Source organism: Solihabitans fulvus (assembly GCF_008386585.1).
Taxonomy (GTDB): Bacteria; Actinomycetota; Actinomycetes; order Mycobacteriales; family Pseudonocardiaceae; genus Solihabitans; species Solihabitans fulvus.
In genome coordinates, this window is the sequence record NZ_VUOB01000075.1 from 99,973 (window position 1) to 124,175 (window position 24,203).

Here is a 24,203-nt window from a genome sequence, read left to right on the forward strand (position 1 = left end):
GGCGCCCCTCGCTCCCGCTGCCCCCGGGGCCGCGACACCACAGGCTAGTGAAGCCGCGATCCGTGGGCCAACGAAATGGCCGCATTGTGTCCGCTCGCTGACCTGGTGCCCTGGCGCGATCACGATCACCATGCGCTCGGTAGGTGGGAATCCGGGCGCGCGTCGACGCCGCGCCGGAACAACGGGGGAGCGAGATGACCGCACACATGCACACCGGCCGCCTTGGCCGGGCCGCCATCGCCGCACTGGCAGTCGCGGCGGCCGTGGCCACGGCCCCGGCCGCGCTGGCCGACATCGGTTCGGCGGTGGGACGGGTCGGCGCGAAGGCGGTGACCCTGCCGGGCGGGGGCCTACAGCTGTTCGCCCGCTCCACGGCGGGAGAACTGCTGACGGTCGGGTTCCGGCCGACGGGGCCGCTCGGCGAGTGGGGCGCGTGGACCGGCCTGCACCAGCAGATCAGCGGTCAGCCGTCGGCCGTGGTCGGGGCTGGTGGGCTGGTGAGCGTGTTCGCGCTGAACCCCGCCGGACACCTGATCACCGACTGGCAGGAGTCCGCCGACGGCCCGTTCGATCACAGCGGCGACCTCGGCAGCGGGTTCGCCGGCGACCCGCTGCCGGTGGCCGCCGCCGACGGCACGATGGCCGTGTTCCTGCGCGGCGCGGACGGCAACCTGTGGACGACCCGGCAGTCCGTGCCCGACGGGGGCTGGTCGGCGCCGGCGTTGGTGGCTGGCGGCGTCGGCATCGTGGGCACGCCGTCGGCGGTGGTCGACGGCGCGGGCGTGGTCAGTCTGTTCGCCGCGCGGCCCGACGGCCACCTGCTCACCGTCTGGCAGGACGCGGCCGGTGCGCCGCTGAGCAACGTGGCCGACCTCGGCACCGGCTTCGCGCCGGACGCCGGAACCGCGTCGATCCTCAACGGCGACGGCACGATGTCGGTGTTCCTGCGGGGTTCCGGCGACATCCTCGTCACAGTGGGACAGACCGTGCCCGGCGGCGGCTGGTCGGCCCCGACGCCGGTGCGCGACGCGGTGACGGTCAGCGGCACCCCGGCCGCCGTGCGCCGCGCCGACGGCTCGGTGGGAGTGCTGGCGCTGCGCGACGGCCGCCTCATGGGGGCGTGGCAGGCGATGCCGCACGGGGCCTTCGACACCTACTACGAGGGCAGGGGAGACATCGACTACAGCGGCGACCTCGTCGTGCCGGGATCGCCCGACAACAACGTGACCCTCTACGTGCACGGGGCGGACGGCCAGCTGCACGGTGCCTTCGGGGTGGCGCTGCCCGACCGGCCGGGCTGGACCGGCACCAGCGTGCCGCCGGCGCCCGGCGGCCTGGCCTGAGCGTGGTGTCCGCGCCCCAACCTCAGGGGCGCGGACACCACGGTGAGCGTCTGGACCGATGCCGCTCGCACGGTCTATCCGAGGCGACGCCGGATGCGTTCGATGCGTGTTTCGGCATCGGCAGGGTCATTCATCCCGAGGTTGGCCCGGCGACGCAGCTTGTAGGCGACAACGTCAGCCAGCGGGGCGTCGCGCCACTTCCGCCACGGCGCAGCCAGCCGAACAGACTTCTTCGCCCGCAGCGTGGTCTCCACCTGCTCAGCTACATCAATGGCGACGGGACCGGTCGCGCCCACCAGGACCTGGTGCTCGCGATGCCGGTCCGCGCGGTTGGGTGTCCGCTTGTTCCGCCGGATGTTCTTGCGGGAACTCTTGTCGTTCTCGCCGTAGTCGTTGCGGCGGTCCTTGGCATAGCTGAGTGCCTTCTTCTGCTGAGGACTCCTGCGCGCCACGGAACACCCCTCGATGCTGACCACCCGACCGGGCCAAGTTACCTGTCGAGCCACGGTCGGCGCCGGTGATTTTCGGCTGCGCTCGAACCGTGGCAGCGATCACTCTCGCCCTTACCTGCGAGGTAATCGACGCGATGACCTCTGCTGGGTGAAGCTTGTTGCACAACAGGAGATCAGCACCGAGCAGGGAGAGAATCACCATGAGCAGCACCGAGAACCTCGTCGCCCGTTACCTCGACGCGTGGAACGCCACCGACGCGGCTGAGCGTGCCGCGGTGTTGGCTGAGGTGTTCGCCGAGGACGCCTGCTACACCGACCCGCTGGTGGACGCCGACGGCCGCGATGTCATCGACCAGGTCATCGCCGGGGCCCAGGCCCAGTTCGCGGGCCTGGTGTTCACCTCGGGCGGCCCGGTCGACGCGCACCACAACACCGCGCGCTTCACCTGGCACCTGGGCGTTCCCGGCGACGAGCCCCTGGTGATCGGGTTCGACGTCGCCGTGATCGAGAACGACCGCTTCACCAAGGTTTACGGGTTCCTCGACAAGGTTCCGGCCGCCTGAGCCGTGACCACGCTCGCAGACGAGGTGCGTGAGACGCGGTACCGGAACGCGCCGTGAGGTGCCGGCTGGCACGTCACGGCGCGACCGGGCATCAGTCGTCAGTCAATTGAGCAGTGGTACCAGGAGCCCCAGTTGCCACCGGCAGGATAGGTGCTGCACCAGAAGCCGGCTCCGTTCACCTGCATCTTGACGGTGCGGTTCCCGTTGGTGTCCTGCCAGGCGTCCCAGGTGTCGTCGGCGCGCCCGCCGCCCGGCATCTCGACCCAACCACCGCTCCCGTTCCACGCATGCCAGATCGTGCGGTTGGGCGCGATGCCGAAACATTCCACGTTGGAGTCGCCGGGCCAGGTGACGTGCATGACGCGCGAGTTGTCCCGGAAAATCCCCGGGTACGCGCAGGAGGTGTCCTGCCAGTCGGCAGGCCTGACCACCTCGGCATGGTGCACCGCCGGCTGCGCGGAGGCGGGCGCGGCCCACAGTCCGCACGCCGCAATGACAGTGAAGAGCCCCAACACTATTCTTCGGATTGTCGACATGACGTGTCCCCTCTTCGGACCGTTGACCTTTGGTCGTGACAGTCCCGCGGATGTACCTCTCGACATCGACCTGCGCACGAACGCCGAGATGGGCCGGTGAGCCTCGAACGATTCGTCGTGCGCCGTCGATCGACGATCCCGCTGCGACGCCGATGGATGACAGTTTTCCGGTCAGATCCGGTCATCTACACTCGTTCTGCATGATCGGCGCAAACCGCACTATCGGTACGGCCGAACGGCGGTTGCGACATCGGTGCGCACGCGGGTGATGGGGCGCCACAGCGCGGCGACGGCAACCAGGGGGTGGGCGAGCGTGAGCGGCGGCGTCCCGGATCCGGGCAGGGCTGCTGATGTGGCCGAGTTCGTCGGACTGCTCAACGAGTTGCGCGCCTGGGCCGGTGGCCCGTCCTATCGGGCGCTGGCCAGGAAAGTCGGGCCGTTGATGCGGCCGCCCCAGGCCCTGTCGCAGTCCACGCTCGGCGAAGCCTTCCAACCGCGGCGACGCCGGCTGAGCATCGACCTGGTGGTCGCGATCGTCCGAGCGTTGGGGCTCGACGACCAGACCGTGGACCGATGGCGGCAGGCGTGCGTCCGAGTGCACGTCGACGTCAAGGCCGGTGGCCCGGTCGGGGTGTTCCACCAGTTGCCGGCTGAGCTGGCGACCTTCACCGGTCGCGGCGTCGAGCTGGCACGGCTTCTCGCCACGACCACAGCCCCCTCGTCCTGCGACGCCACCACCGTGGTGATCTCCGCGATCGAGGGTATGGCCGGGGTCGGCAAGACACAGCTCGCGGTGCGTGCCGCCCACACCCTGGTGCGCTCGGGCCGGTATGCGGAAGTCCAGCTATATGTGAACCTTCGTGGCTTCGACCCCGAGCGTCCGCCGGTCGATCCGTCCTCGGTCCTGGACGCGTTCCTGCGCCAACTCCAGGTGCCCGCCCAACAGATCCCCGACGGTCTCGACGAGCGGGCCGCCATGTTCCGTTACTGTCTGAGCGGCAGGAACGCGTTGGTGCTGCTGGACAACGCCGCCGACGAGGACCAGATCCGGGCCCTGATCCCGTCCGGTCCGTCGTGCCTGGTGCTGATCACGAGCCGACGCACCCTGACCGGGCTGGACGGCGTGTCCGTGCACCTGCTGGACGTTTTCGCCGAGGGCGAAGCCGTGGCACTGCTGGCCAGGATCGTCGGCGCGGACCGGGTCGCGGCCGAACCGGAGGTGGCCGAGCAGATCGCGGAGCTGTGCGGCCACCTGCCGCTGGCCGTCGCACTGGCCGCGGCCCGGCTGCGGGCCAGGCCGGCCTGGAGCCTGGCCGTCCTGGCCGAGCGGCTGCGCTCCGGCGGGCTTGAGGCCACCGCCGCGGGCGGTCGAGGCCTTCGCCGCGCCTTCGCGTTGTCCTACGACGGCCTGTCTTTGCCCGTCCGCCGCGTGTTCGCCCTGCTGGGTGTGCATCCCGGACCTGACGCCACCGCCGCATCGACCGCCGCGCTGGCCGGGATCTCCCTGGCCGAGGCCGACACCGTCCTGGAACACCTGCAAGACGAACACCTGGTGCGGCAGCGGACCGCAGGCCGCTACGAGCTGCACGACCTGCTCCGGACCTTCGCCGCGGAAGCGACCGCCGACCAGGCCGCCGACACCGCCGCAGCGGCGATCTCCCGGGTGACGTCCTGGTATCTGCTCGGCGCCGACCGAGCCGCCCGGGCCCTGGGCACGCCCATCACACCCGTTAGCGTCGCCGACATCCCCGGCACGCCCCCGCCGCCGTTCGCCACCCGGGAAGAAGCCCTGGCCTGGTTCGACGCCGAGCGCGCCAATCTGGCCGCCGCCGTGCGCGCCGCCGCCGACCACCGACTGCCGGCCCTCGCCTGGAAACTGGCGGTCAGCCAGCAGGGTTACTTCCTGCTCCGACACCACCTTGACGACTGGGTGTCCACCTACGAGACCGCGCTCGCCGCAGCCCGGGCCGCTGACGACGGTCAGGGACAGGACCGAGTACTCACCGGCCTGGGGCGGGTCTACCGGACTCTTCGCAGGCTGGCCGAGGCCGAGTCCTGCCACCGCCAGGTCATCGAGCTGGCCCGCAGGCGGCGCGTGCCGGACCCGAGCACGCGCGAGGCGACCGCGCTGAACAACCTGGCCACCGTGCTCAACGACCAGAACCGGTTCGACCAGGCGCTGGCCGAGCTCGGCAGGGCGTTGGCCATCTGCCGCGACCGCGACGACGGCCGACTCGAGGGATTCGTCCGGGGCAACATCGGGATCGCCTGTCACCGCAGCGGTCGGTTGCTCGACGGCATCGAGAACTATCGGCGAGCCATCGAGATCCATCAACGCGCGACCAACCGTCACTCCGAGATGATCATGTGGAACAACCTCGGTGACGCGCTCAGAGATCACGACCCCGACGCGGCCCTGGACGCCTTCGAACGCAGCCTGGCCCTGAGCGAAGAACTACAGGACATCCCCTATCGGGGCACGGCGTACCTGAACATCGGCGACATGATGGACCGCGCGGGGAACACGGCACGGGCCCGCCAGTCCTGGACCACCGCGCTGGCCTTCTTCGAGGACATCGGACACCGGCTTTCCATCGACACCAGGAAGCGCCTCGGCGGCACCGACTGAACGGAATCGCCCGCACCCGGTGTGTTGTCGTGCCTCAGTCGCTCAGCGGAGATCGAGGCCGGCGCGGTGGGCGATGGCGGCGGCCTCGGTCCGGCTGGCGGCGCCGAGTTTCGGCAGGATCCTCGACACGTGGACACCGGCGGTATTGGGAGAGATGAACAGCTCCTGGGCGATCTGCCGGTTGCTCAGCCCCTTCGCGATCAGGGTCAGTACGTCGCGTTCGCGGGGCGTCAGGCCGAACTCCGAGGACTCAGACGGCACGGCGGTCGACTCGGCACCGGAACGGTCGAGTCGGCCGCGGCTGCCCAACGCGGCGATCTCACGTGCCAGCGGAACCGCCCCTAGGCGGGCGGCGATCTCGGCGGCTTCCCGCAGGCGTGTCTGCGCGGCCGGACGGTCGCCGGCGACGATAGCGGCCTCGGCCGCTCGTGCGAGGCTCTGCGCTGTCTCATAGGGCTGGGTCAGTGTCCGCCATTGCGCCACAACAGTGTCCCAAGTGGACAGATCGCCGCCGTCCAGTTCGGCCAGTGCCATGGCCTGGCGGGCGGCCAGGTACGGGCCCCGGGCCGGGAGCCGCTCAACCAGGGCGCGCACCTCGGCTCGAATGTCGGCCACGTCGGGATTTCGGGCGCCGGCATCGCGCAGCATCCGCGCGCCGACCGGCAGGAGACGCCAGGGGTCTTCCAGCGTGGACATGTCATGGGAGGACAGCGCCTGCCGCAGCACCTGCACGGACCCGCCCAGGTCGCCCTGGGCTGCCGCGAGCTGGCACGCGTTCGCGATGCGAATCGCCAGGAACATGTCGGGGCTGGGACCGCCGACGACGATGGACTCCACTTCGGCGAGGGCCGTCGCCGCGGCCTCCGCGTCGCCCTCGACGGTGTCGAGTTGGCCGCGCAGCAGGAGCAGCGCCGCACGGTAGCCCACGGGCGGGTCCACCGACAGCGCCTGCAGGAGCACGTCGCGTGCGTCCCGCCAGTGCCCCAACAGGATCTGCGACTCGGCGAGGTGGGTCGCGAGCATGGCCCCTCGGCTGCGCTCGAGACCGAAGCGCTGGCCGAGCGCGATCGCGTGCCGCGCCGCAGTCGCGCACTGCTCGTGCTGGCCGAACTCGGCGAGCAGGCGACACTGGTTCATGGTGATCGTCATCAGCAGGTCGATGTCCCCGGCCTGCTCGGCGAGCTCGGCGGCCTCGGCGATCGGCGGCTCCCACGGTTGCTCGTCGCCCGATGCCACCCGGTAGGACGCGACCGACGTCAGCCCCCTGGCCAGCACGAGCCGGTCGCCGGTGAGCCGGCCGATCCGGACGGTCTCCTCGGCCAGCGGCCCGGCCGCCGCGAGGTCGCCGTACATGAGCCGGACGCTGGCCAGAATGGACAGCACCCGGCCCCTGATCACGTTCGGCTCGTCGGCGGGCAGGAGCCGCAGGGCGGCCTGGAGGTCGTCGTTCCCGTCGGTGTTGGTCCGGAGCTTCAGGCGGCCGCGGATCTCCAGCAACGCGGCCGCCCGCTCGGGAGCCGTGGCCGGGGTGAGCTCGGCGAGGGCTGCGCTGACCAGTTCGATGCCGCGCTTGATCTCCCCGGCGTGCAGGCACGCGTCCACCGCGCGTTCGAGGACTGTCGCGTGGTCGATTCCGAGCTGTGGCCCGGATTCCGGGCGCCACAACTCGAGTACGCGTTCGAGCATCCTGAGCTGCTCGGCGTAGGCGTAGGACCGTGCCGCCGCGGCGGCCGCCTCCCACGCCGCGGCGAGGGCCTTGACGGGGTTGCCTGCGGCGTACCAGTGCGCGGCCAGCTCGGCCGGCTGCGACCCGTCGGCAAGCAGTGCCTCGGCGCACCGGGTGTGCAGCCGGGTCCGCTCGCCGGGCAGCAGTCCCTCGTACACCGCGCCGCGGATCAGCGCGTGCCGGAACGCGTACCCGTCGTCGGCGACCAGGAGCAGCTCGCGTTCGATGAGCGGCCGCAGCGCTTCCTCAAGGGCCAGCTCGTCGAGCCCGATCGCGGTGGTCAGCAGGGCGTGCGGCACCTTGATGCCGATCGCCGACGCGGCCCGCAGCACCGAGCGGCAGCGGTCGGGTAGCTGGGTCAGCCCGCTGAGCAGGAGGTCACGCAGGCTGTCTGGAGTGGCGTCCCCGGCGCCGTCGAGGGCCTCGACGAACAGCGGGATGCCGTCGCTGCGCTGATGGATCCGGGTCACGGTGGCAGGGTCGGCCTCGCGGCCGTGGATCGCGGAGAGCTGGCGGCCGACCTCGCTGCGGCTGAACCGCTCCAGGGTCAGCCGATACGTCCTGGCGCCTCGGCCGAGCCCGGACAGCAGGGGGCGCAGCGGGGCGGCCTCCTCGGTGCGGTAGGTGCCGACGATCATGATGCCGGGCCGTTGGAGGTTGCGGGCCAGGAAGAGGAACAGCTCTCGGGTTGCCGGGTCGGCCCAGTGCAGGTCCTCGACGACCACGACGGTGGGGTGCTCGGCGGCCAGCCCCTCGAACAGGGCGAGGACTTCCTCGAACAGGCGACCCTTGCCCGCGAGGCCATCGCCGTCCGCGGGCGTCCCGAGGGCGGGCAGCCACGCCGCGAGGGCTTGGCCGTCGTCGGGCGTCAGCGCGGCCACCCGCGCGGCGCCGAGTTCGCGCACCAGGCGGCGCACGATGGCCACGAAGGGCGCGTAGGGCAGGCCGTCCGCGCCAAGTTCGAGACACTCCCCCGTGATGGCGCGAGCATCCGTCAGTCGTCGCCCGAACTCCTCCACCATGCGCGATTTGCCGATGCCGGCCTCGCCCGCGATCAGGGCGACCGTCGCGCCCTCGGTGATCGACTGGTGGCAGGCCGCAGTCAGCGCGGCCAACTGCTCGTCCCGCCCGACGAAAACGGGACTCACAACCACGCGGCTCACCCGCACAGCATGCCCTGCGCCGGTCCGACCACGACTAATGAGTTCTCATGATGTGCCCCACAGGTCTTTACGAGCACGATCATTTACATGAACGACAGCGACGAAGTACGGCCCTTCCGGGTGCACATCCCGCAGGCCGACCTCGACGACCTGCACGACCGACTGGACCGGGTGCGCTGGCCGCCCGAGCTGGCCGGGGCCGGCTGGGAGCGGGGGGTGCCGCCGGCCTACCTCATGGACCTGGTCGAGTACTGGCGCACCAGTTACGGCTGGCGCAAGCACGAGGCTGAGCTGAACGAGCACCCGCAGTACCGCACCGCCATCGACGGCCAGCACGTGCACTTCCTCCAGGTCCGTTCGCCGGAGCCGGACGCCGTCCCGCTGCTGCTCATCCACGGCTGGCCCGGCTCGGTGGTGGAGTTCCTGGACGTCATCGGGCCGCTGAGCGACCCGCGCGGCCACGGGGGCGATCCGGCCGACGCCTTCCACCTGGTGATCCCCTCGATCCCGGGCTACGGCCTGTCCGGGCCGGTCACCGAGATCGGCTGGACCGACGGCCGGGTCGCGGCCGCGTTCGTGGAGCTGATGGACCGACTCGGCCACGACCGTTACGGGGTTCGGGGCGGTGGCGCTGGCGCGCTGATCGCCACGCTGATGGGCCGGGCCGCGCCCGATCGGGCCGCGCTGATCGGGGCCGAGCAAGCCACGCGGGCGCAGGCGCGGCAGGACGAGGAGACCCCGTCCGCGTCCACGGGGATCCAGGACACCCGGCCGTTGACGGTCGGTTACGGGCTCACCGACTCGCCCGTCGGGCAGCTCGCCTGCATCGCCGACCAGCTCAAGGATGCCGCCGTCAGCCGCGACCGGCTGCTGACCAACGTGATGCTGTACTGGCTCACTCGAACCGCCAGTTCGTCCGCGAACTCCCACTACGACCGGTTCCACGACCACGCGACACGGGCGCGAATGCCCCGCGAGATCGACGGCGATCAGTTCGCCGCCCTGCGGGCCCCCGACCGGTTCGTCGCCGACGTGCGGAAGTTCTTCAGCCCACTTCGCTGACCGCACCTCACTTTCAGCACACCTCGCCCGCCGACCGGCGGGACCGCATCACCCACCCATCACGAGGAGACAGCCATGCCTGATTTCGCGACCCCAGAACCGATTTCCGTCACGCTCGAACTCGGCGTCGGCAACGTCCGGATCACCGCGAGCGACCGCACCGACACCGCCGTCGCCGTGCGCCCGAGCGACGAGTCCGATGAGTCGGATGTGCAGGCCGCCCAACGGGTCCACGTCGACTACGCGAACGGCGTCCTCCAGGTCACGGGGCCGAAGGCGCGCGCTTTCGACTTCTCCCGCAAGACCAGGTCGGTCGACGTGTCCATCGAACTGCCCAGCGGTTCGCGGGTGTCCGCCGACATGCAGGTGGGGGACGTCCACGGCACGGGCCGGCTGGGGGAGTGCGGGTTCACGACCTCCGCGGGAAATCTCCGGCTTGAGCAGACCGGTTCGTTGCATGTGGACACCGCGGCCGGTCACGTCACCGCGGACCGCGTCGCGGGCGACGCCGAGATCCGCACCGGCTCGGGGAAGGTCCGCTTCGGCGAGGTCGAGGGCCGCGTGACCGTGCGCAACCCCAACGGCGACACCACAATCGACGCCGCCGCCGGCGACGTGCGGGTGCGCGCGGCCAACGGCGACGTCTCGGTCGGGCGGGCCGCCGCGAGTGTCGAGGCGAAGACGTCCAACGGCAGCATCCGCCTCGGCGAGGTGGCCCGAGGCTCGGTGGAGCTCACGACCGCGAAGGGCGACCTGGAGATCGGCATCGCCGAGGGCATCGCCGCATCGCTCGATGTGAAAACCGGGTTCGGGCAGGTGCGCAACCTGCTGGACAGCGCCGCCCAGCCCACCGAGTCCGCCGAGACCGTCGAGGTGTACGGGCACACCTCGTTCGGCGGCATCACGATCCGCCGTTCCTGATCCGATTCCGACCTTCCGAGAGAGAAGCCATGACCACCAAGCAAGTTCAGCCGGCGATCGCGGTGACCGGGTTGCGCAAGTCCTACGGCGACCACGTCGTGCTCGACGGCGTCGACCTGACCGTCCAACAGGGCACGATCTTCTCGCTGCTCGGCGCGAACGGCGCAGGGAAGACCACCACGGTCAAGATCCTGTCCACGTTGATCGGCGCCGACGCCGGTGACGCCAGGGTCGCCGGCCATGACCTCGCGGGCAACCCCGACGCGGTGCGCGCCGCGATCGGCGTCACCGGCCAGTTCTCCGCGGTGGACAACCTGCTGACCGGCAGCGAGAACCTGCGCCTGATGGCGGATCTGCACCACCTGCCCCGAGGCGAGGGCCGGCGGCGCGCCGCCGAACTGCTCGAACAGTTCGACCTGGTCGAGGCGGCCGGGAAGCCGGTCTCGACGTACTCCGGGGGCATGCGGCGGCGGCTCGACCTCGCGATGACCCTGGTCGGCAGCCCGAGCGTGATCTTCCTGGACGAGCCGACCACTGGCCTGGACCCGCGCAGCCGCCGGAGCATGTGGCAGATCGTCCGGGACCTGGTGGCCGGCGGCGTCACCATCTTCCTGACCACCCAGTACCTGGAGGAGGCCGACGAGCTGTCCGACCGGATCGCGGTCCTCGACCAGGGCCGGCTGGTCGCCGAGGGGACCTCGGATGAGCTGAAGCGCCGCATTCCCGGCGGGCACGTCCGCCTGCGGTTCGCCGACCCGCGCGTCCTCGAAACGGCCGTGCACGCCCTCGGCGAGGTCTCGCGCGACAACGACGCGCTCGCCCTGCGGGTGCCAAGCGACGGCAGCATGCGCTCGCTGAAGACCCTGATCGACCGGCTCGACGACCGGGCCATCGAGGTCGACGAGCTGTCCGTGCACACCCCCGACCTTGACGACGTCTTCCTTGCCCTCACTGGCAACCCCACGCACGAGAAGGTGACCACCCGATGAGTTCCCACACCCTCGCCGCCCCGGCCCCGGCGAACCTTCGCTTTCACCCGCTGCGCGACTCGGCGACGATGTTGCGCCGCAACCTCAAGCACATGCTGCGGTATCCGTCGATGACCGTGATTCTCGTCGGGATGCCGATCGTCTTCCTGCTGCTGTTCGTCTACGTGTTCGGCGGCACGCTGGGCGCCGGGCTCGGCGGGGTGTCGGGCGGGCGTGCCGTGTACGTCAACTACGTCGCGCCCGCGATCATCCTGATGACCGTGACGGCCACGGTCCAGGGGACCGCGATCTCGATCGCCACGGACATGACCGAGGGCATCATCGCCCGGTTCCGCACCATGCACATCGCCCGCGTCTCGGTGCTGACCGGGCACGTGCTTGGCAGCATGATCCAGGCGGTGATCGGCCTGACGATGGTGATCGGCGTGGCGCTGCTGGTCGGCTTCCGACCCGAGGCGGGGTTTGGCGCGTGGCTGACCACGGCCGGCTTCTTGATGGTCGTGACGTTCGCGCTCGTGTGGTTCGCCGTCGCGCTCGGCCAGGTGAGCAAGAGCGTGGAGACGGCGAGCAATCTGCCCATGCCGTTGGTGCTGCTGCCCTTCCTTGGCAGCGGGTTCGTGCCCACTGACTCTATGCCGACCGCGCTGCGCCTGTTCGCCGAGTACCAGCCCTTCACGCCGATCATCGAGACCCTGCGCGGTCTGCTCATGGACAAGCCGATCGGCGACAACGCGTGGCTCGCGCTCACCTGGTGCGTCGCCATCGCGCTCGGCGGATACCTCTGGTCCAAGAGGCTGTTCAACCGCGAGTACGCCCGCTAACCACCCCGAACGCGAGTGCTCTGGCCGACCACGCCTCGGGCGTGGTCGGTGTCAGGGCCGTGGCGGTCATATGTCAGGCCCGCCGGCAATCGTGGTCACAACAAACCGCCACGCGGAACACCATGCAACGACGAGGGACAGCACATGTTTGAACGAATTGGCAGGCTGGTTGTGCACCGCCCATGGTGGACGATCGGGGCCTGGCTGGTCATCGCCGTCGCGGTCATCGCGCTGGCGCCCAAGCTGGAGTCCAGCAGCGATCAGAAGGACTTCCTGCCCACGCACTACGAATCGATTCAAGCGTCCGAGACGGCGGCGAAGGCCTTCGGGGAGCAGAACGCGAAGCCCTCGGCGATGCTGGTGTTCACCAGGGTCGACGGCGCCACGCTCAGCGACAGCGACCAGGCCAAGGTCGGCGAGGTCGTCAAGAGCCTCAGCGACAGGCACATCGGCAAGATCGAGTCGATCGTCACCGACCCGAAAGCCGTGTCGCCGAACAAACTCGTGCAGATCGGTCAGGCCACGATCGACGGCAACGTCAACAAGGGCCCCGACAAGGACAGCGCCGACTCGGTCAAGGATCTGCGCGAGGCCGCCAAACCACTGGTCTCCGGCACCGGCCTCCAGCTGCACATCGGCGGCGACGCGGCACAGAGCCTGGACAGCCAGGACTCGCAGAACTCCAGCGCCATGCTCATCGGCCTCGGCACCGTCGCGGTCATCCTGGTGCTGCTCCTGGTCATCTTCCGCAGCCCGATCATCGCGCTGCTGCCGATCTTCCTCATCGCACTGGCCACCGCGGTGGCCAACGGCCTGATCGCCGACGCGAGCAAGCTGTTCGGCCTCAAGTCCGACGCCTCGACCTCGGTCCTGCTGCCGATCGTCCTGTACGGCATCGGCACCGACTACCTGTTGTTCCTGCTGTTCCGCTATCGCGAACGGCTGCGGGCGGGGGAGGACCGCAAGCAGGCCATGGTGTCCGCGGTGAAGCGGGTCGGCGAGGCCATCACCTCGGCGGCCGGGGTCGTCATCGTCGCGTTCCTGTGCCTCACCATGGCTTCCATGGGCGGGTTCCGGCAGATGGGTCCCGCCCTTGCCATCGCCGTCGGAGTCACCCTGATCGCCGGCCTCACCCTGCTGCCCGCGGTGGTGTCCCTGATCGGCCCCAAGGTGTTCTGGCCGTCCAAGACCTGGAAGCGCGAGCCCAAGGCCCGGATCTCCGGTTCGGCTGGCGCGGTCGTCGCGAAGCGCCCCGTGCTGGTCGCCGTGATCTCCGGAGTGGTCATGATCGCGCTGGCCGTCGGCGCGTTCTCGTTCAAGGCCAACTTCGACTTCGGGTCGCTGCCAGCGCAGTTCGAGTCGAGCAAGGCGACCGAGGACCTCAAGAGCGGGTTCCCGGCCGGCATTCAGCAGCCGTCGCACGTGTACCTGCGCAGCGACACCGGAAAGCCTCTTGACGATGCCGCGCTGAAGACCTTCGGCGGCACGCTCGGCGAGGTCGACGGCGTCGGCCAGGCGCAGCCGCCGAAGTTCAACGGGGACCATACGGTCGCGGACTTCTCCGTCCCGCTCAAGTCCGAACCGACCAGCAGCGCGGCGATGGCGGTCGCCGGCGGTCCGCTGCGGGATGCCGCGCACGCGGCGGCCCCGACGGGCACCACTGCCCAGGTCGGCGGCATATCCTCGATCCTCGCCGATATCGAGACCGCCACGGAACGCGACTACCGGGTCGTGTTCCCCATCGCCGCCGTCCTGATCATGCTGATCCTCGGACTGCTGCTGCGCAGCCTGGTCGCGCCGTGGTACCTGATGGTCACGGTCGGGCTCGGCTTCGTGTCGACGCTCGGTGCGACCGTCTGGATCTTCCAGAAACTCCAGCACCAGTCCGGCCTGATGTTCAGCATGCCGATCATCCTGTACATGTTCGTGGTCGCCATCGGCACCGACTACAACATCCTCATGGTCGCCAGACTCCGTGAGGAGGCGCAGGAAGGACACTCGCCGCGCGAGGCGGCGCGGCGGGCCGTCCGGTTCACCGGTCCCGCCATCGCCGCGGCCGGGGTCATCCTCGCCGGTACGTTCGCGGCCCTGATGCTCAGCGACCAGTCACTGATGAAGCAGCTCGGTTTCTCGGTGTCGTTCGGAATCCTGGTGTCGGCGTTCGTGATGGCCATGTTCCTCACGCCGTCGTTGACCGCTCTGTTCGGCAGGGCCGCGTGGTGGCCGGGTCACGGCGACCGCAAGCGGGCCATGGCAAGGGGCGACGAGCGGGATCGACACCTGGTAGGCAGTTCGCGGTAGCCCCGGGTGCACGAGTTAGGCCTGCGCCAAGGACTCCGGCACGCGATGCTGTGCCGGAGTCCTTGGTGTCAGGCCTGGTTGAGCAACTGCCGCACCGTGATCGGACTGTTGGGTCCCGAGGCGAGGTCAGATGTCTCTACCACGCCCGAAATCAAGGATCACGCTCAGAACGGGGCTTGACGCGTGGAGTGAATCCGACTGGCGCTCTGCGCCCATGTCAACCCAGGATGCCCTCATGCACACCTTGCAGCATTGCTACTTCGCCCTCAAGTGCACCACCGTGTCGGCAGCAGAGATCACCGACCGACTCGGCTTGCAGCCCGACGAGGTCATGGTGCTGGGCAGCAAGCTGCCTGAACAGCAGGTGCCCCGCTGTCACGCGTGGAAGATCGTTCGGCAGAGCACCGAGAGCGTCGGCGACCAGATCCAGCACCTCGTCGACCGGTTGAGCCCAGTCCATACCCGACTGTTCGACCTCGTCGCCGAATCCGAGGTCGACCCGGTCATGCAGGTCGTGCGCTACTTTCATCATCAGCAAGGAGTCCAGGCTCTACTCGACGGCTTTCCGCCGATGCCGCATGCCCATCGCCCGTTGGGCTGGAGCCTGCCGCTACCTGTACTTGACTTCCTGTCCTCCGCTCGATGCGAACTGGACGTCGACGAGTACGACCTCAGCGACGAAGGCGTCGGCAACTCCGCCCACGGATCCCCAGCCACAGGCTAAAGAACAAGCTGAGCGAACTCTCTCACCACCATCGAGGGCATGTCGTGACGGCAACGCCATCCAAGGCGGCCGAGATGAACCTGGCCCGCCGCCGGGACAGCGACACCAAGCGCGCCATCTGCACCCGAGATCCACGCCCGTGTCGACGAGCGTCCAGGGATTTTGATGCCACCATCGCATGTCAGGATGCTCAGGTGTCACCTCGCGCGCGTGCCGTCGATCCTGACCGCCTTGCCCAGTGGTGCCTGGAGCATCTGGGCAGCCCGCCAGCGGAGGAGCTGTTCAGATCCGGGTACCTGTCCGCTGTCATCGGGCTCCGGTTGGCGGACCACCGTGCGGTCGTGGTCAAGGTTCGTCCGGACTCGCCGCGGATCGCGGCCTGCGTCGACGTGCAGCGCCGCATGTTCCAGGCCGGCTATCCGTGCCCCCAGCCGCTCACCGGCGCCGCTCCTTTCGGCGGCGACGTCGCCACCGCGGAGGCGTACGTCCCCGGAGGTGCCGCGCTCCCGAGCGCGGAGCACGCGCCCCTGGCCTTCGCGGAGGCGTTCGCGCGGCTGATCCGGCTGGCTCCCCGGCCGGCCGAGGTGTCCACGCTCGCCCCGGTACCGTCGTGGGCGGCCTGGAACCACGCAGGGGACGGACTGTGGCCGTGTTCGGAGGAAGACCCCGATGTCAACCTTGACGAGGTGGCCGGCGCGGAGTGGATCGACGATGCCGGGCGCCGCGCCCGTGACCTGTTGCGAGCCGGGAAGTCCGACGCCGTGCTCGGCCACTGCGACTGGCTTGCCGGCAACCTGCGCTGGAGCGCGGACGCGCTGCTGGTGGTGCACGACTGGGACAGCGTGACCGTTGAGAGCGAAGAGGTCCTGGTTGGCTTTGCTGCCGCGCTGTATTCGACCGTCAGCGCGGACGAGCTGGCCAGCGTCGAGGACACCGAGCGGTTCCTCGTCGCGTACTGCCAGGCGCGTGGCCGGGAGTTCAGCGCCGGCGAACTCCAACGGGCGTGGGCGGCGGGCGTCTGGACCAGGGCCTACGACGCCAAGTTCCAGCACGCGGTCGGGCAGCCCATCACCTCGCTGTCGGAGCATGAGGCCCGCGAGCGCTTCCGCCGTGCCGGCGCCGCATCACCACACGACCAGGTGACCTGACCTACGCCTACGGCCTACCTTTGCTCGCGGCGCGGCCGGCGCGACGGGACAGTTCCGCGAACGCCACTCGCAGCTCCGGCGGCCCGATCACCTCGATCTCGGTGTCGAAGCGGGCCAACGCCGCCGCGAGGGCGGCCCAGGACCAGGACCCCGTCGTCAGCCTGGTCCGGCCGGCGCCGAGTTCCTCGACGACGCCGTCGCCGGCGAACGGGGCCACCTCCGCTGCGGGCAGGTCGAGGATCACCTCACCGCGGCAGGGCCAGGCGTCCGCGCTCTCGGCACCCTTGAACCGGGCCGACAAGAACGCGGCTACGTCGCCGCCCGGCACGTCCCGGGCCGCGAACCGCGGTCCGGTCGGGACCCGCGGTGTCATCCGGTCGGCGCGGAAGGCCCGCCAGTCGCCGCGGTCGGGGTCCCAGCCGACGACGTACCAGCGCCCGGCCCGCACCACGAGATGGTGGGGCTGCACCCGGCGGGGCGGGGGCAGCTCGGCGTCCTCGGGTTGTCCCGGCGGACGGTAGTCGAACCGCAGCTCCTCGCCCGCTCGGACCGCGGCGCTCAGCGTGAGCAGGATGGCGGCGTCGACCTGGGGCTCGGTGCCGTGCCGGGCCGCGCTGATCTCGAGGGCGTCGACGCGCTGCCGCAACCGCGACGGCAGCACCTGCCGCACCGTGGTCAGGGCTCGCAAGGCTGCCTCCTCGATGCCCGCGCCCGTCCCGACGGCGATCCGCAGCGCCACGGCCAGCGCGACCGCCTGTTCCTCGTCGAACAGCAGTGGCGGTAGCTGGCTGCCGGCTTCGAGCCGGTAGCCGCCGTCGGGGCCCTTGACCGCCTGGACGGGATAGCCCAGCTCGCGCAGCCGGTCGACGTCGCGGCGCACGGTCCGCTCGCTGACGCCCAGCCGCTCGGCGAGCAGGCCGCCTGGCCAGTCCCGGCGGGCTTGCAGCATGGACAACAGCGACAGCAGCCGGCTGGAGGTCGTCGTCGAGGAGGCAATCGGCATGGTTCTCACCCTGCCACCAATAGCGGACGTTCTCTGACCGGTACTGCTGACATCGTCGTTCTTGTCGCCGGAAGCCTCCGGCACCAGGAACCACTCGCGAAGGACCGAAACACCATGTCGCTCAACGCTGTCGCCCACCTGAACTTCCACGGCCAGGCCCGCGAAGCCCTGGAGTTCTACCAGTCGGTGTTCGGCGGGCAGCTCACCGTCGCCACCTACGCCGACTTCGGGATGCCCGCCGAGCTGCCCGGCGCCGCCCACGTCGTGTTCGGCCAGGTCGTCGCCGACAGCGGCTTCCGGGTCATGGCCTACGACGTGCCCGGCGAGCACACGCCGACCGCCCCTGGCGCGCCCACCACGCGTCGGGACAACGGCACCACGATCACCAAGGAGCCGTTCTTCCTGTCCGTTCGCGGTGCGAGCATCGACGAGGTCACCCCGGTGTGGGAGGGCCTCGCCAAGGGCGCGACCGTGATCGAGGCGTTCGGCCCCGCCCAGTGGGCGCCCGCCTTCGGGATGCTCGCCGACCGCTTCGGCGTTACCTGGATCGTCGACGTGGAGTCCAGGCACACCAACTAGTTCTGCGGGTCACACCCGGTCATCAGCCGCTGAAGACCCGGGCGGGCAACGGTTTCTCAGCCCGCGCGGGTCGCGGTGATGCCGCCGTCGACCGCGATCGTCGTGCCGTGCACGTACGCTGCCTGGTCCGATGCCAGCCACGCGACCGTAGCCGCGATGTCGTCCGGCGTGCCTGCGCGCCCGGCGGGCAGGTTTTCGGTCATGCGGCGGATGACGTCGTCGGAGCCGTCGTTGATCGGGGTGCGCGTGGCGCCCGGCGCGACGGTGTTGACGCGCACGCCGCGCGGCCCGAACTCCGCAGCCCAACTGCGGGCGAGCTGCGCTTCGGCGGCCTTCGACGCGGAGTAGAGGCCGACGAACGCGTGGCCGACCTCCGCCATCCACGAGCCGACCACGACGATCGCGCCATGCCCCTGCTCGGTCATCGCGGGCGCCAGCGCGGCGGTGAGGACGTGCGGCGCGCGGATGTTGACCGCGAGCGTCTGCTCAAGGTCCACATCGGACAGTCCGAGCGTGTCCACGGCGGGACAGACCGCGGCATTGTGTACCAACAGGTCGATGGTGGCGCCAGCGGCATCGGTTGTGTCCCTGGCGAAGGCGCGCAAGGCGTCCGGGACGGCGGCGAGGTCGGAGGCGATGAACATGGCGTCGCCGCCGTTGTCGTGGATCTCCTGCACCACGGCGTCGCCGCGCGCGGTGTCGCGGCCAGTGACGACGACCCGCGCGCCTTCGGCGGCGAGGCGGTGCGCGGTGGCGGCGCCGATGCCGCTGGTGGATCCGGTGACGAGGGCCGTGCGGCCGGTGAGTGTCTGCATATCCCCAGGCAACGCCGGTCCGTAGCGGGGGCCGAACAGTCATTGTGTTAGGAGCTCTTAGCCCGGACCACTACAGCCGCATCGAGCAGGGCCGGCAGCCGACGATCAGCGAGGACGTCGTGGAAGGGCTGTCGCGAGCGCTGGGCCTGGACGACATCGAACGCGAGCACCTGCGTTACCTCGCCGCGCCTGTCCGTCGCGGGCCGCGCGACGACAGCGCGCCGCAGCGGGCGGACCCCGGTCTGCTGCGGGTGATGGACAGCCTCGACGTGCCGGTGCTGCTGCTCGGCCGCCGTGGCGTGATCCTGGCGCGCAACGCGCTCCTCACCGCCGTGCTTGGTGCACCGATGGAGCCCGAATCGTCTTTTCTGCGCTGGCTTTTCCTCGACCCCCTCGCGCGGGAGCGGATCGTGAACTGGGCCGATTTCGCCGCCGCGGCCGTCGGTGCGATGCGCTACGAGGTCGGCCGGCACCCCGGTGACCGACGCTTGGTCGCGCTGGTCACCGAGCTGCGCGCCGCCGATCCGGATGTGGCGCGCTGGTGGGATGACCTTGGCGTCACCGACCGCACGTCGGTGGGCAAGCGGATCGCGCACCCGGTGGCCGGGCCGCTGGAGTTCGGGATCGAGTCGGTCGAGAAGCCGCACGACCCCGAACAGCGGCTGGTCGTCTACACCGTCGAACCAGACTCGCCCACCGCACGGAACCTCCCGCTGCTCGCGGCGTGGGAGACCGTCAGCTGACCGCCACGCTCACCAAAAGTCACTGTCCTTTTTGGACAGATCTTGCGGGTGACGGCGTCCGGTCAGGTCGCTTTCAGGTGATTCCCTTGAGGAAGATGTCAATTCCGGCCATGAACTGCTTGCGATCGTCGTGATCGCGCAGGTGCGACGCCGCGTCGCGGACGACCTGGTCGTCGTCTCGTTCGGTCCATGCGGATGCCAGCGCGTCGAGGTAGTTCTGTCGCTTGGCCTCGTCGGACGAGCGACGTGCCCCGGCGGCGAACTGGGCGGCCGATCCGAAGATGTAACTCGCCAGGGCGGCTCCGGCGTCTGATCGAGCTGAGCCGTCGATGCCGAGGCCTTGTAGTTGCACGGCAATGCTTTTCCAGATCCGCAGGACCGCCGGCTGGAGGGGTTCGCGGGCGAGTTGGGTGCCGACCCACGGGTGGGCGTCGAGGGCGTCGAATATCGCGAGCGAGAGGTCCCGGATTGCCGTGGTCGGGTCGGTGCCGTCGGCGGTGCGCTCGGTTGCCGCGCGGATGACATCGTCGGCGGCCGCGGCGAGCAGGTCGTCCACACCCGCGACGTGGTGGTAGATCGCACCTCGACCTGTCGAGAGGCGGCTGGTCAGGGCCCGGACGGTCAGACCCGACTCACCGTCCGCGTCCAGGAGCTCGATCGCAGCCTCGACTATCCGCTGCCGCGACAGCGCGTCGCGCCGTCTCGGGGCGCGCGCAGAAGTGACGGTCATGGCTCATCTTGACACGAATGGACCGCTGGTCCACAATCCAACTCGCGTTGGACCGATGGTCCAATCTGACGTGGAGGGGCTTTCATGACCACACCCGTTACCGTCATCGGCGCCGGACTGGGCGGCCTGACGCTGGCCCGCGTGCTGCACCTGCGCGGCGTTCCCGTCACCGTCTACGACGCCGACGCCTCGGCGCACGCCCGCACCCAGGGTGGCCAACTCGACCTGCACGAGCACAACGGGCAGCTCGCCCTCCACCTCGCCGACCTGGACGAGGAGTACCGGTCGATCCTGCACCGGGGCGGTGCCGCACAACGGGTGTGTGACCGGCACGCGGTCGTTCTCGGTGACGTCCCCGACGACGGCTCGATGACCAAGCCCGAAGCGCTGCGCGGCGACATCCGCCGCGTCCTGCTCGACTCGCTGCCCAGGGGAACAGTGCGGTGGGGCAAGAAGCTCGTCACCGCGACCGCGGTCGGCAACGGACAGCACGAGCTCGTGTTCGCCGACGGTTCGACCGTCACGACCGAGCTGCTGGTCGGCGCGGACGGCACCTGGTCCAAGGTCCGATCACTGGTCTCCGAGCACACTCCGACGTATACGGGGATGAGCTACATCGACACCTATCTGCACGACGTCGACCACCGTCATCGAGCCAGCGCCGCGATCGTCGGCAACGGCGCGCTCTACGCCCTCGAACCCGGCGGGGGTTTCCTCGCGCACCGCGAGGCTGACGCCGTCATCCACACCTACGTCTGCATGTCCCGGCCCGTCGAGTGGTTCGATGCCGTCGACTTCGCCGACGCCGACGCCACCCGCGCCGTCATCGCCGCGGAGTTCGACGGCTGGGCGCCGGAGCTCACCGCCCTCATCGCCCACAGTGACACCGCGCCAGTGCTGCGCAGCATCTACCAGCTCCCAGACCAGCACCGGTGGGCCCGAGTTCCCGGCGTGACCCTCCTCGGGGACGCTGCCCACGTCACTGTCCCCGGCGGCGAAGGCGCCAACCTGGCCATGCTCGACGGTGCCGAACTCGCCCACGCCATCGCCGCACACCGACACGACACCGACGCGGCCCTCGCCGCGTATGAGGCGGTCATGTTCCCGCGCAGCCACGCCGAAGCAACAGCAGCACACGAGACTGTCGAACTCGTCTTCGGCCACGACGCGCCGCACGCCCTTGCCAGACTCTTCAACGGTGACAGGGAAAAGCCGCACCACACCGCGAAGGGGCAGTGCGCCTGATCGGCGGAGTCCCTCGGTCAGGGGTGTGAGAGGCGGGTCGGCATCAGCCGTCCTCGGCCCGCCCGGCCCAGAGTCTGCGCACGTGTCCAATGTGGACTGTCATGATTCTGGTCATGGCTTCGGGATCGCGGTCCAGCGCCGCGCCAAGGATCTCCAGGTGCTCGGTCGCGTGCTGGGTGAGGGTGCCGCGTTCGGCGAGCAGCCGCAGCCCGTACAGCCGGGTCCTGCCGCGCAGGGTGCGGATGACGTCGACGATGTGGCGGTTGCCGTGGAGCGCGAGGAACGACAGGTGGTAGTCCGTGTCGAGGGTGATGAAGCGGCCGAGGTCCTTCGCCGCCGCGGCCTCGACCATCTCCTCGGCGAGCGGCCGCAGCGCCTCGGCCGCCTCGGCGATCGCGCCGACGCAGTGCCGCGCGACCGCCGCCATCGTCGGGATCTCGATGAGGCCGCGCAGTTCGGCCATCGCGTCCAGTTCGCCGTCGCTCACCTGCGTGACCCGGAACCCCCTGTTCCTGACGGTCTCGACGAGCCCCTCGCGCACGAGGTCGAGCATCGCCTCGCGCACCGGGGTCGCCGACACGCCCAACTCGGACGCGAGCACCGGAGCCGAGTAGATCTGCCCCGGTTTCAGCTGACCCGTCACCAGAAACGACCGCAATGCCTCGGTCACCTGGTCCCGCAGGCTCTCCCGCTGCCGGACGCTGGGCAGGCCGATCACGCTCGCTCGCTCCACTGCCGGTACGCCGCGACGGCGACCACGAGGTCCTCCCACGCCATCCCCGATGTCTTGACGACGACCGGGCTGCCGTCGCGAATCGCTTGACCTGCGCCACCGATCAGGTCGGCCATGGTCACGAGACTGCCGGGATCGAGCGCGCCTTCGGTCACCGCGAGGATGACGTCCCCGGCCTCTCTCAGCGCGACCTCCCGGCTCTCGACGACAACCGTCGCGCGTCCCAGGAGCGCGGCGTCGAGTTCGCGCACCGACGGCTCGTGGGAGCCGACCGCGATCGCGATGGCGTCCTCGCGGACGAGGTTCCCGTCCACGACCGGCTCGCGGGCCGAGGTCGCTGCGACGATCACGTCCGCGGCGCGGACGCGGTCGGCGAGCGCCGGGTCGCCCGCCGCCAGGTGGCTGTCGGCCCAGACCGGGAGGTCACCGCCGCGACGCGTCACGGCGGTGACCTCGGCGACCGGCACATGGGCCCGGATCGTGCGCGCGTGCCCCTCGCCCTGCGGGCCAACACCGAAGACGACGATCCGCAGCCCGTCGCCGCTCCTGGCCGCGAGCGCGCGAAGCGGGTCAAGGCAGGCCGCGACCGAGACCGCGGGCGTGCGCAGCGTCGTCAGCGCGACGCCGTCGAGGATCGCGACCGGACGCAGGGTCTCCGCGTCGTGCAGGAGATAGGTCGCGTTGATCCGCGCCAGCCCCCGCGCGGGGTTGCCCGGCGCGACCGTCGCGACCTTCACCCCGAACCAGCCCGCCCCCTCCGAGAGCATGACCAGCCCCTGGCCGTTGCCAAGCGGCACTATGGTTCTTGGCACGTCGCCGTCCGGGTCGAGCCCGCCGGCCAGGGCGTCCCGGACCGCGGCGACCGCGGCGACGGGACCGAGCGCGAAGACATCCTCGGAGTCGAGGAGAACGCTCATCGCAGCACGAACCCTGGGAGCAGCGTGTCGCGGGGATCGACGGTGAACCGGGAGGTTCCGACCGCGTAGGCGGTGCCCGTCATGGCCGGGATGACCGCGGCCCTCCCGTGCGCCGTGGTCTGCTCCGCGATCCAGGCGCGGAACACCGAGCCGACCACGGACTCGTTCAGGAGTTCGTCACCAGGGCGCAGTTCGCCGCTGTCGGCCAGGAGCGCGACCCTGGCCGATGTTCCCGAGCCGCACGGCGACCGGTCGACCTCACCGTCGGCGAACACGGCGAGGTTGCGCTGGCGCAGCTGCCGGCTCCCGTCGGCCCGCGACTCCGGCGGGCTGGTCTCCTCGGTGAGGATCGTCCCGTAGATGCCGGACAGGCGAGGATCGTCCGGGTGCTCGGCGACACCCGCGTCGTTGAGGGCGTTGCGGATCTCCCGGCCGATCGCGATGAGTTCGGTGACGTCCTCAGGACGGACCCGCAGATCGACGGCCTGAGCCGGCAGCACGGCGTACATCGCGCCGCCGAAGGCGATGTCGACCGTGACCGTCCCGCGCGAGGTCTCGACCTCGACGCCGCGTTCGTGGACATGGCTGGCGACGTTGGTGAACGTCACGTCCTCGACCAGGCCCCCGCTCGTGCGCACGCTCGCCGTGACGCGTCCGGAGGGCACGTCGACGACGACGTCCGTCACGCCGTCGGCGGGCGCCGGCACCAGACCCGACGCCACGGCCCACGCACCCAGCGCGATCGTGCCGTGCCCGCACGCCGTCGAGAACCCGTCCTTGTGCCAGAACAGAACGCCCAGCGCAGCGCCGGAGTCGTTCGGTGGCACCAGGAATCCGCCGTACATGTCCGCGTGACCGCGTGGCTCGCCGCACAACAGCGCCCGGACCCACTGCACCTCGTCGCTCGCCGCCGCGATGACGCGGCGTTCGGCGACGGTGAGCCCGTCGCCGGTCACCGCCGCCGGGCTGTCCGGCACGATCCGGAACGGCTCACCGCCGGTGTGCCAGTCGATCGTCTCGATCGGCTTGTCGCTCGCCATCGGCGGCATCCTCCCTGTGC

General features: G+C 70.3%; 22 protein-coding genes. 13 read left to right on the top strand and 9 right to left on the bottom strand.

The genetic code is table 11. The features are described from left to right. The first annotated feature begins 194 nt into the window (after nt 1-194). Complete coding sequence (locus tag F0L68_RS35885; RefSeq protein WP_149854348.1) at nt 195-1,343, top strand: DUF8189 domain-containing protein; 1,149 nt, start codon at nt 195-197, stop codon at nt 1,341-1,343. A 74-nt stretch (nt 1,344-1,417) separates the two neighbouring features. On the opposite strand, the gene F0L68_RS35890 is transcribed toward F0L68_RS35885, so the two are convergent. Next, complete coding sequence (locus F0L68_RS35890; protein WP_149854349.1) at nt 1,418-1,819, bottom strand: hypothetical protein; 402 nt, start codon at nt 1,817-1,819, stop codon at nt 1,418-1,420. Between the two features lie 176 nt (nt 1,820-1,995). Between F0L68_RS35890 and F0L68_RS35895 the strand changes: the two genes are divergently transcribed. After that, nucleotides 1,996-2,358 (top strand): nuclear transport factor 2 family protein, encoded by a 363-nt coding sequence (locus tag F0L68_RS35895; protein WP_149854350.1) that lies wholly within the window; start codon nt 1,996-1,998, stop codon nt 2,356-2,358. A 98-nt stretch (nt 2,359-2,456) separates the two neighbouring features. On the opposite strand, the gene F0L68_RS35900 is transcribed toward F0L68_RS35895, so the two are convergent. Next, complete coding sequence (locus F0L68_RS35900; protein WP_149854351.1) at nt 2,457-2,894, bottom strand: hypothetical protein; 438 nt, start codon at nt 2,892-2,894, stop codon at nt 2,457-2,459. A 313-nt stretch (nt 2,895-3,207) separates the two neighbouring features. Between F0L68_RS35900 and F0L68_RS35905 the strand changes: the two genes are divergently transcribed. Then, nucleotides 3,208-5,523 (top strand): tetratricopeptide repeat protein, encoded by a 2,316-nt coding sequence (locus F0L68_RS35905; RefSeq protein WP_188317015.1) that lies wholly within the window; start codon nt 3,208-3,210, stop codon nt 5,521-5,523. Between the two features lie 42 nt (nt 5,524-5,565). Here F0L68_RS35905 and F0L68_RS35910 read toward each other — a convergent pair whose 3' ends face one another. Beyond that, a complete protein-coding gene (locus F0L68_RS35910; RefSeq protein ID WP_149854353.1) occupies nt 5,566-8,412 on the bottom strand; it encodes a helix-turn-helix transcriptional regulator in 2,847 nt (948 codons plus the stop codon). An 87-nt stretch (nt 8,413-8,499) separates the two neighbouring features. On the opposite strand from F0L68_RS35910, the gene F0L68_RS35915 reads away from it, so the two are divergent. From F0L68_RS35915 to F0L68_RS35945, 7 genes are all read left to right on the top strand, one after another. After that, complete coding sequence (locus F0L68_RS35915) at nt 8,500-9,474, top strand: epoxide hydrolase family protein (protein ID WP_149854354.1); 975 nt, start codon at nt 8,500-8,502, stop codon at nt 9,472-9,474. Between the two features lie 75 nt (nt 9,475-9,549). Further along, the gene (locus F0L68_RS35920) at nt 9,550-10,395 is read left to right on the top strand and encodes a DUF4097 family beta strand repeat-containing protein (protein WP_149854355.1); all 846 of its coding nucleotides are present in this window, start codon (nt 9,550-9,552) and stop codon (nt 10,393-10,395) included. Between the two features lie 29 nt (nt 10,396-10,424). Continuing rightward, nucleotides 10,425-11,384, top strand: a complete 960-nt coding sequence (locus F0L68_RS35925) for an ATP-binding cassette domain-containing protein (protein WP_149854356.1) — start codon at nt 10,425-10,427, stop codon at nt 11,382-11,384. Continuing rightward, the gene (locus F0L68_RS35930) at nt 11,381-12,205 is read left to right on the top strand and encodes an ABC transporter permease (protein WP_149854357.1); all 825 of its coding nucleotides are present in this window, start codon (nt 11,381-11,383) and stop codon (nt 12,203-12,205) included. The genes F0L68_RS35925 and F0L68_RS35930 overlap by 4 nt, the downstream gene beginning before the upstream one ends. A 144-nt stretch (nt 12,206-12,349) precedes the next feature. Then, nucleotides 12,350-14,506: an MMPL family transporter gene (locus F0L68_RS35935; protein ID WP_149854358.1), complete on the top strand. Its 2,157-nt coding sequence runs from the start codon at nt 12,350-12,352 to the stop codon at nt 14,504-14,506. Nucleotides 14,507-14,741: 235 nt separating this feature from the next. Further along, entirely contained in the window at nt 14,742-15,230 is a 489-nt protein-coding gene (locus F0L68_RS35940) for a DUF4279 domain-containing protein (protein ID WP_149854359.1), read from the top strand. 341 nt (nt 15,231-15,571) lie between these two features. After that, a complete protein-coding gene (locus F0L68_RS35945; RefSeq protein ID WP_223199435.1) occupies nt 15,572-16,378 on the top strand; it encodes a hypothetical protein in 807 nt (268 codons plus the stop codon). A gap of 7 nt (nt 16,379-16,385) precedes the next feature. Here F0L68_RS35945 and F0L68_RS35950 read toward each other — a convergent pair whose 3' ends face one another. Next, the gene (locus F0L68_RS35950; protein ID WP_149854360.1) at nt 16,386-17,381 is read right to left on the bottom strand and encodes a helix-turn-helix transcriptional regulator; all 996 of its coding nucleotides are present in this window, start codon (nt 17,379-17,381) and stop codon (nt 16,386-16,388) included. 114 nt (nt 17,382-17,495) lie between these two features. Here F0L68_RS35950 and F0L68_RS35955 point away from each other — a divergent pair, with 114 nt between their 5' ends. After that, nucleotides 17,496-17,960, top strand: a complete 465-nt coding sequence (locus F0L68_RS35955) for a VOC family protein (RefSeq protein WP_149854361.1) — start codon at nt 17,496-17,498, stop codon at nt 17,958-17,960. A 56-nt stretch (nt 17,961-18,016) separates the two neighbouring features. Here the strand turns inward: F0L68_RS35955 and F0L68_RS35960 are convergent, their stop codons facing one another. Then, entirely contained in the window at nt 18,017-18,775 is a 759-nt protein-coding gene (locus F0L68_RS35960; RefSeq protein WP_149854362.1) for an SDR family NAD(P)-dependent oxidoreductase, read from the bottom strand. Between the two features lie 44 nt (nt 18,776-18,819). Between F0L68_RS35960 and F0L68_RS35965 the strand changes: the two genes are divergently transcribed. Further along, complete coding sequence (locus F0L68_RS35965) at nt 18,820-19,518, top strand: helix-turn-helix transcriptional regulator (RefSeq protein ID WP_223199436.1); 699 nt, start codon at nt 18,820-18,822, stop codon at nt 19,516-19,518. Nucleotides 19,519-19,591: 73 nt separating this feature from the next. Here the strand turns inward: F0L68_RS35965 and F0L68_RS35970 are convergent, their stop codons facing one another. Next, complete coding sequence (locus F0L68_RS35970) at nt 19,592-20,248, bottom strand: TetR/AcrR family transcriptional regulator (protein ID WP_149854364.1); 657 nt, start codon at nt 20,246-20,248, stop codon at nt 19,592-19,594. 84 nt (nt 20,249-20,332) lie between these two features. On the opposite strand from F0L68_RS35970, the gene F0L68_RS35975 reads away from it, so the two are divergent. Beyond that, nucleotides 20,333-21,493, top strand: coding sequence for an FAD-dependent oxidoreductase (locus F0L68_RS35975; protein WP_149854365.1), 1,161 nt, complete (start codon nt 20,333-20,335; stop codon nt 21,491-21,493). Nucleotides 21,494-21,536: 43 nt separating this feature from the next. Here F0L68_RS35975 and F0L68_RS35980 read toward each other — a convergent pair whose 3' ends face one another. From F0L68_RS35980 to F0L68_RS35990, 3 genes are read right to left on the bottom strand one after another with little or no spacing between them, the layout of a single operon-like run. Then, nucleotides 21,537-22,211, bottom strand: coding sequence for a GntR family transcriptional regulator (locus tag F0L68_RS35980; protein ID WP_223199437.1), 675 nt, complete (start codon nt 22,209-22,211; stop codon nt 21,537-21,539). Continuing rightward, nucleotides 22,208-23,143 carry an ornithine cyclodeaminase family protein gene (locus tag F0L68_RS35985; protein WP_149854367.1) on the bottom strand — a complete coding sequence of 312 codons (936 nt, stop codon included), beginning with the start codon at nt 23,141-23,143 and terminating at the stop codon, nt 22,208-22,210. Before F0L68_RS35985 ends, F0L68_RS35980 begins: the two co-directional genes overlap by 4 nt. Continuing rightward, nucleotides 23,140-24,183: a proline racemase family protein gene (locus F0L68_RS35990; protein WP_149854368.1), complete on the bottom strand. Its 1,044-nt coding sequence runs from the start codon at nt 24,181-24,183 to the stop codon at nt 23,140-23,142. The genes F0L68_RS35985 and F0L68_RS35990 overlap by 4 nt, the downstream gene beginning before the upstream one ends. Between the last annotated feature and the right edge of the window lie 20 nt (nt 24,184-24,203).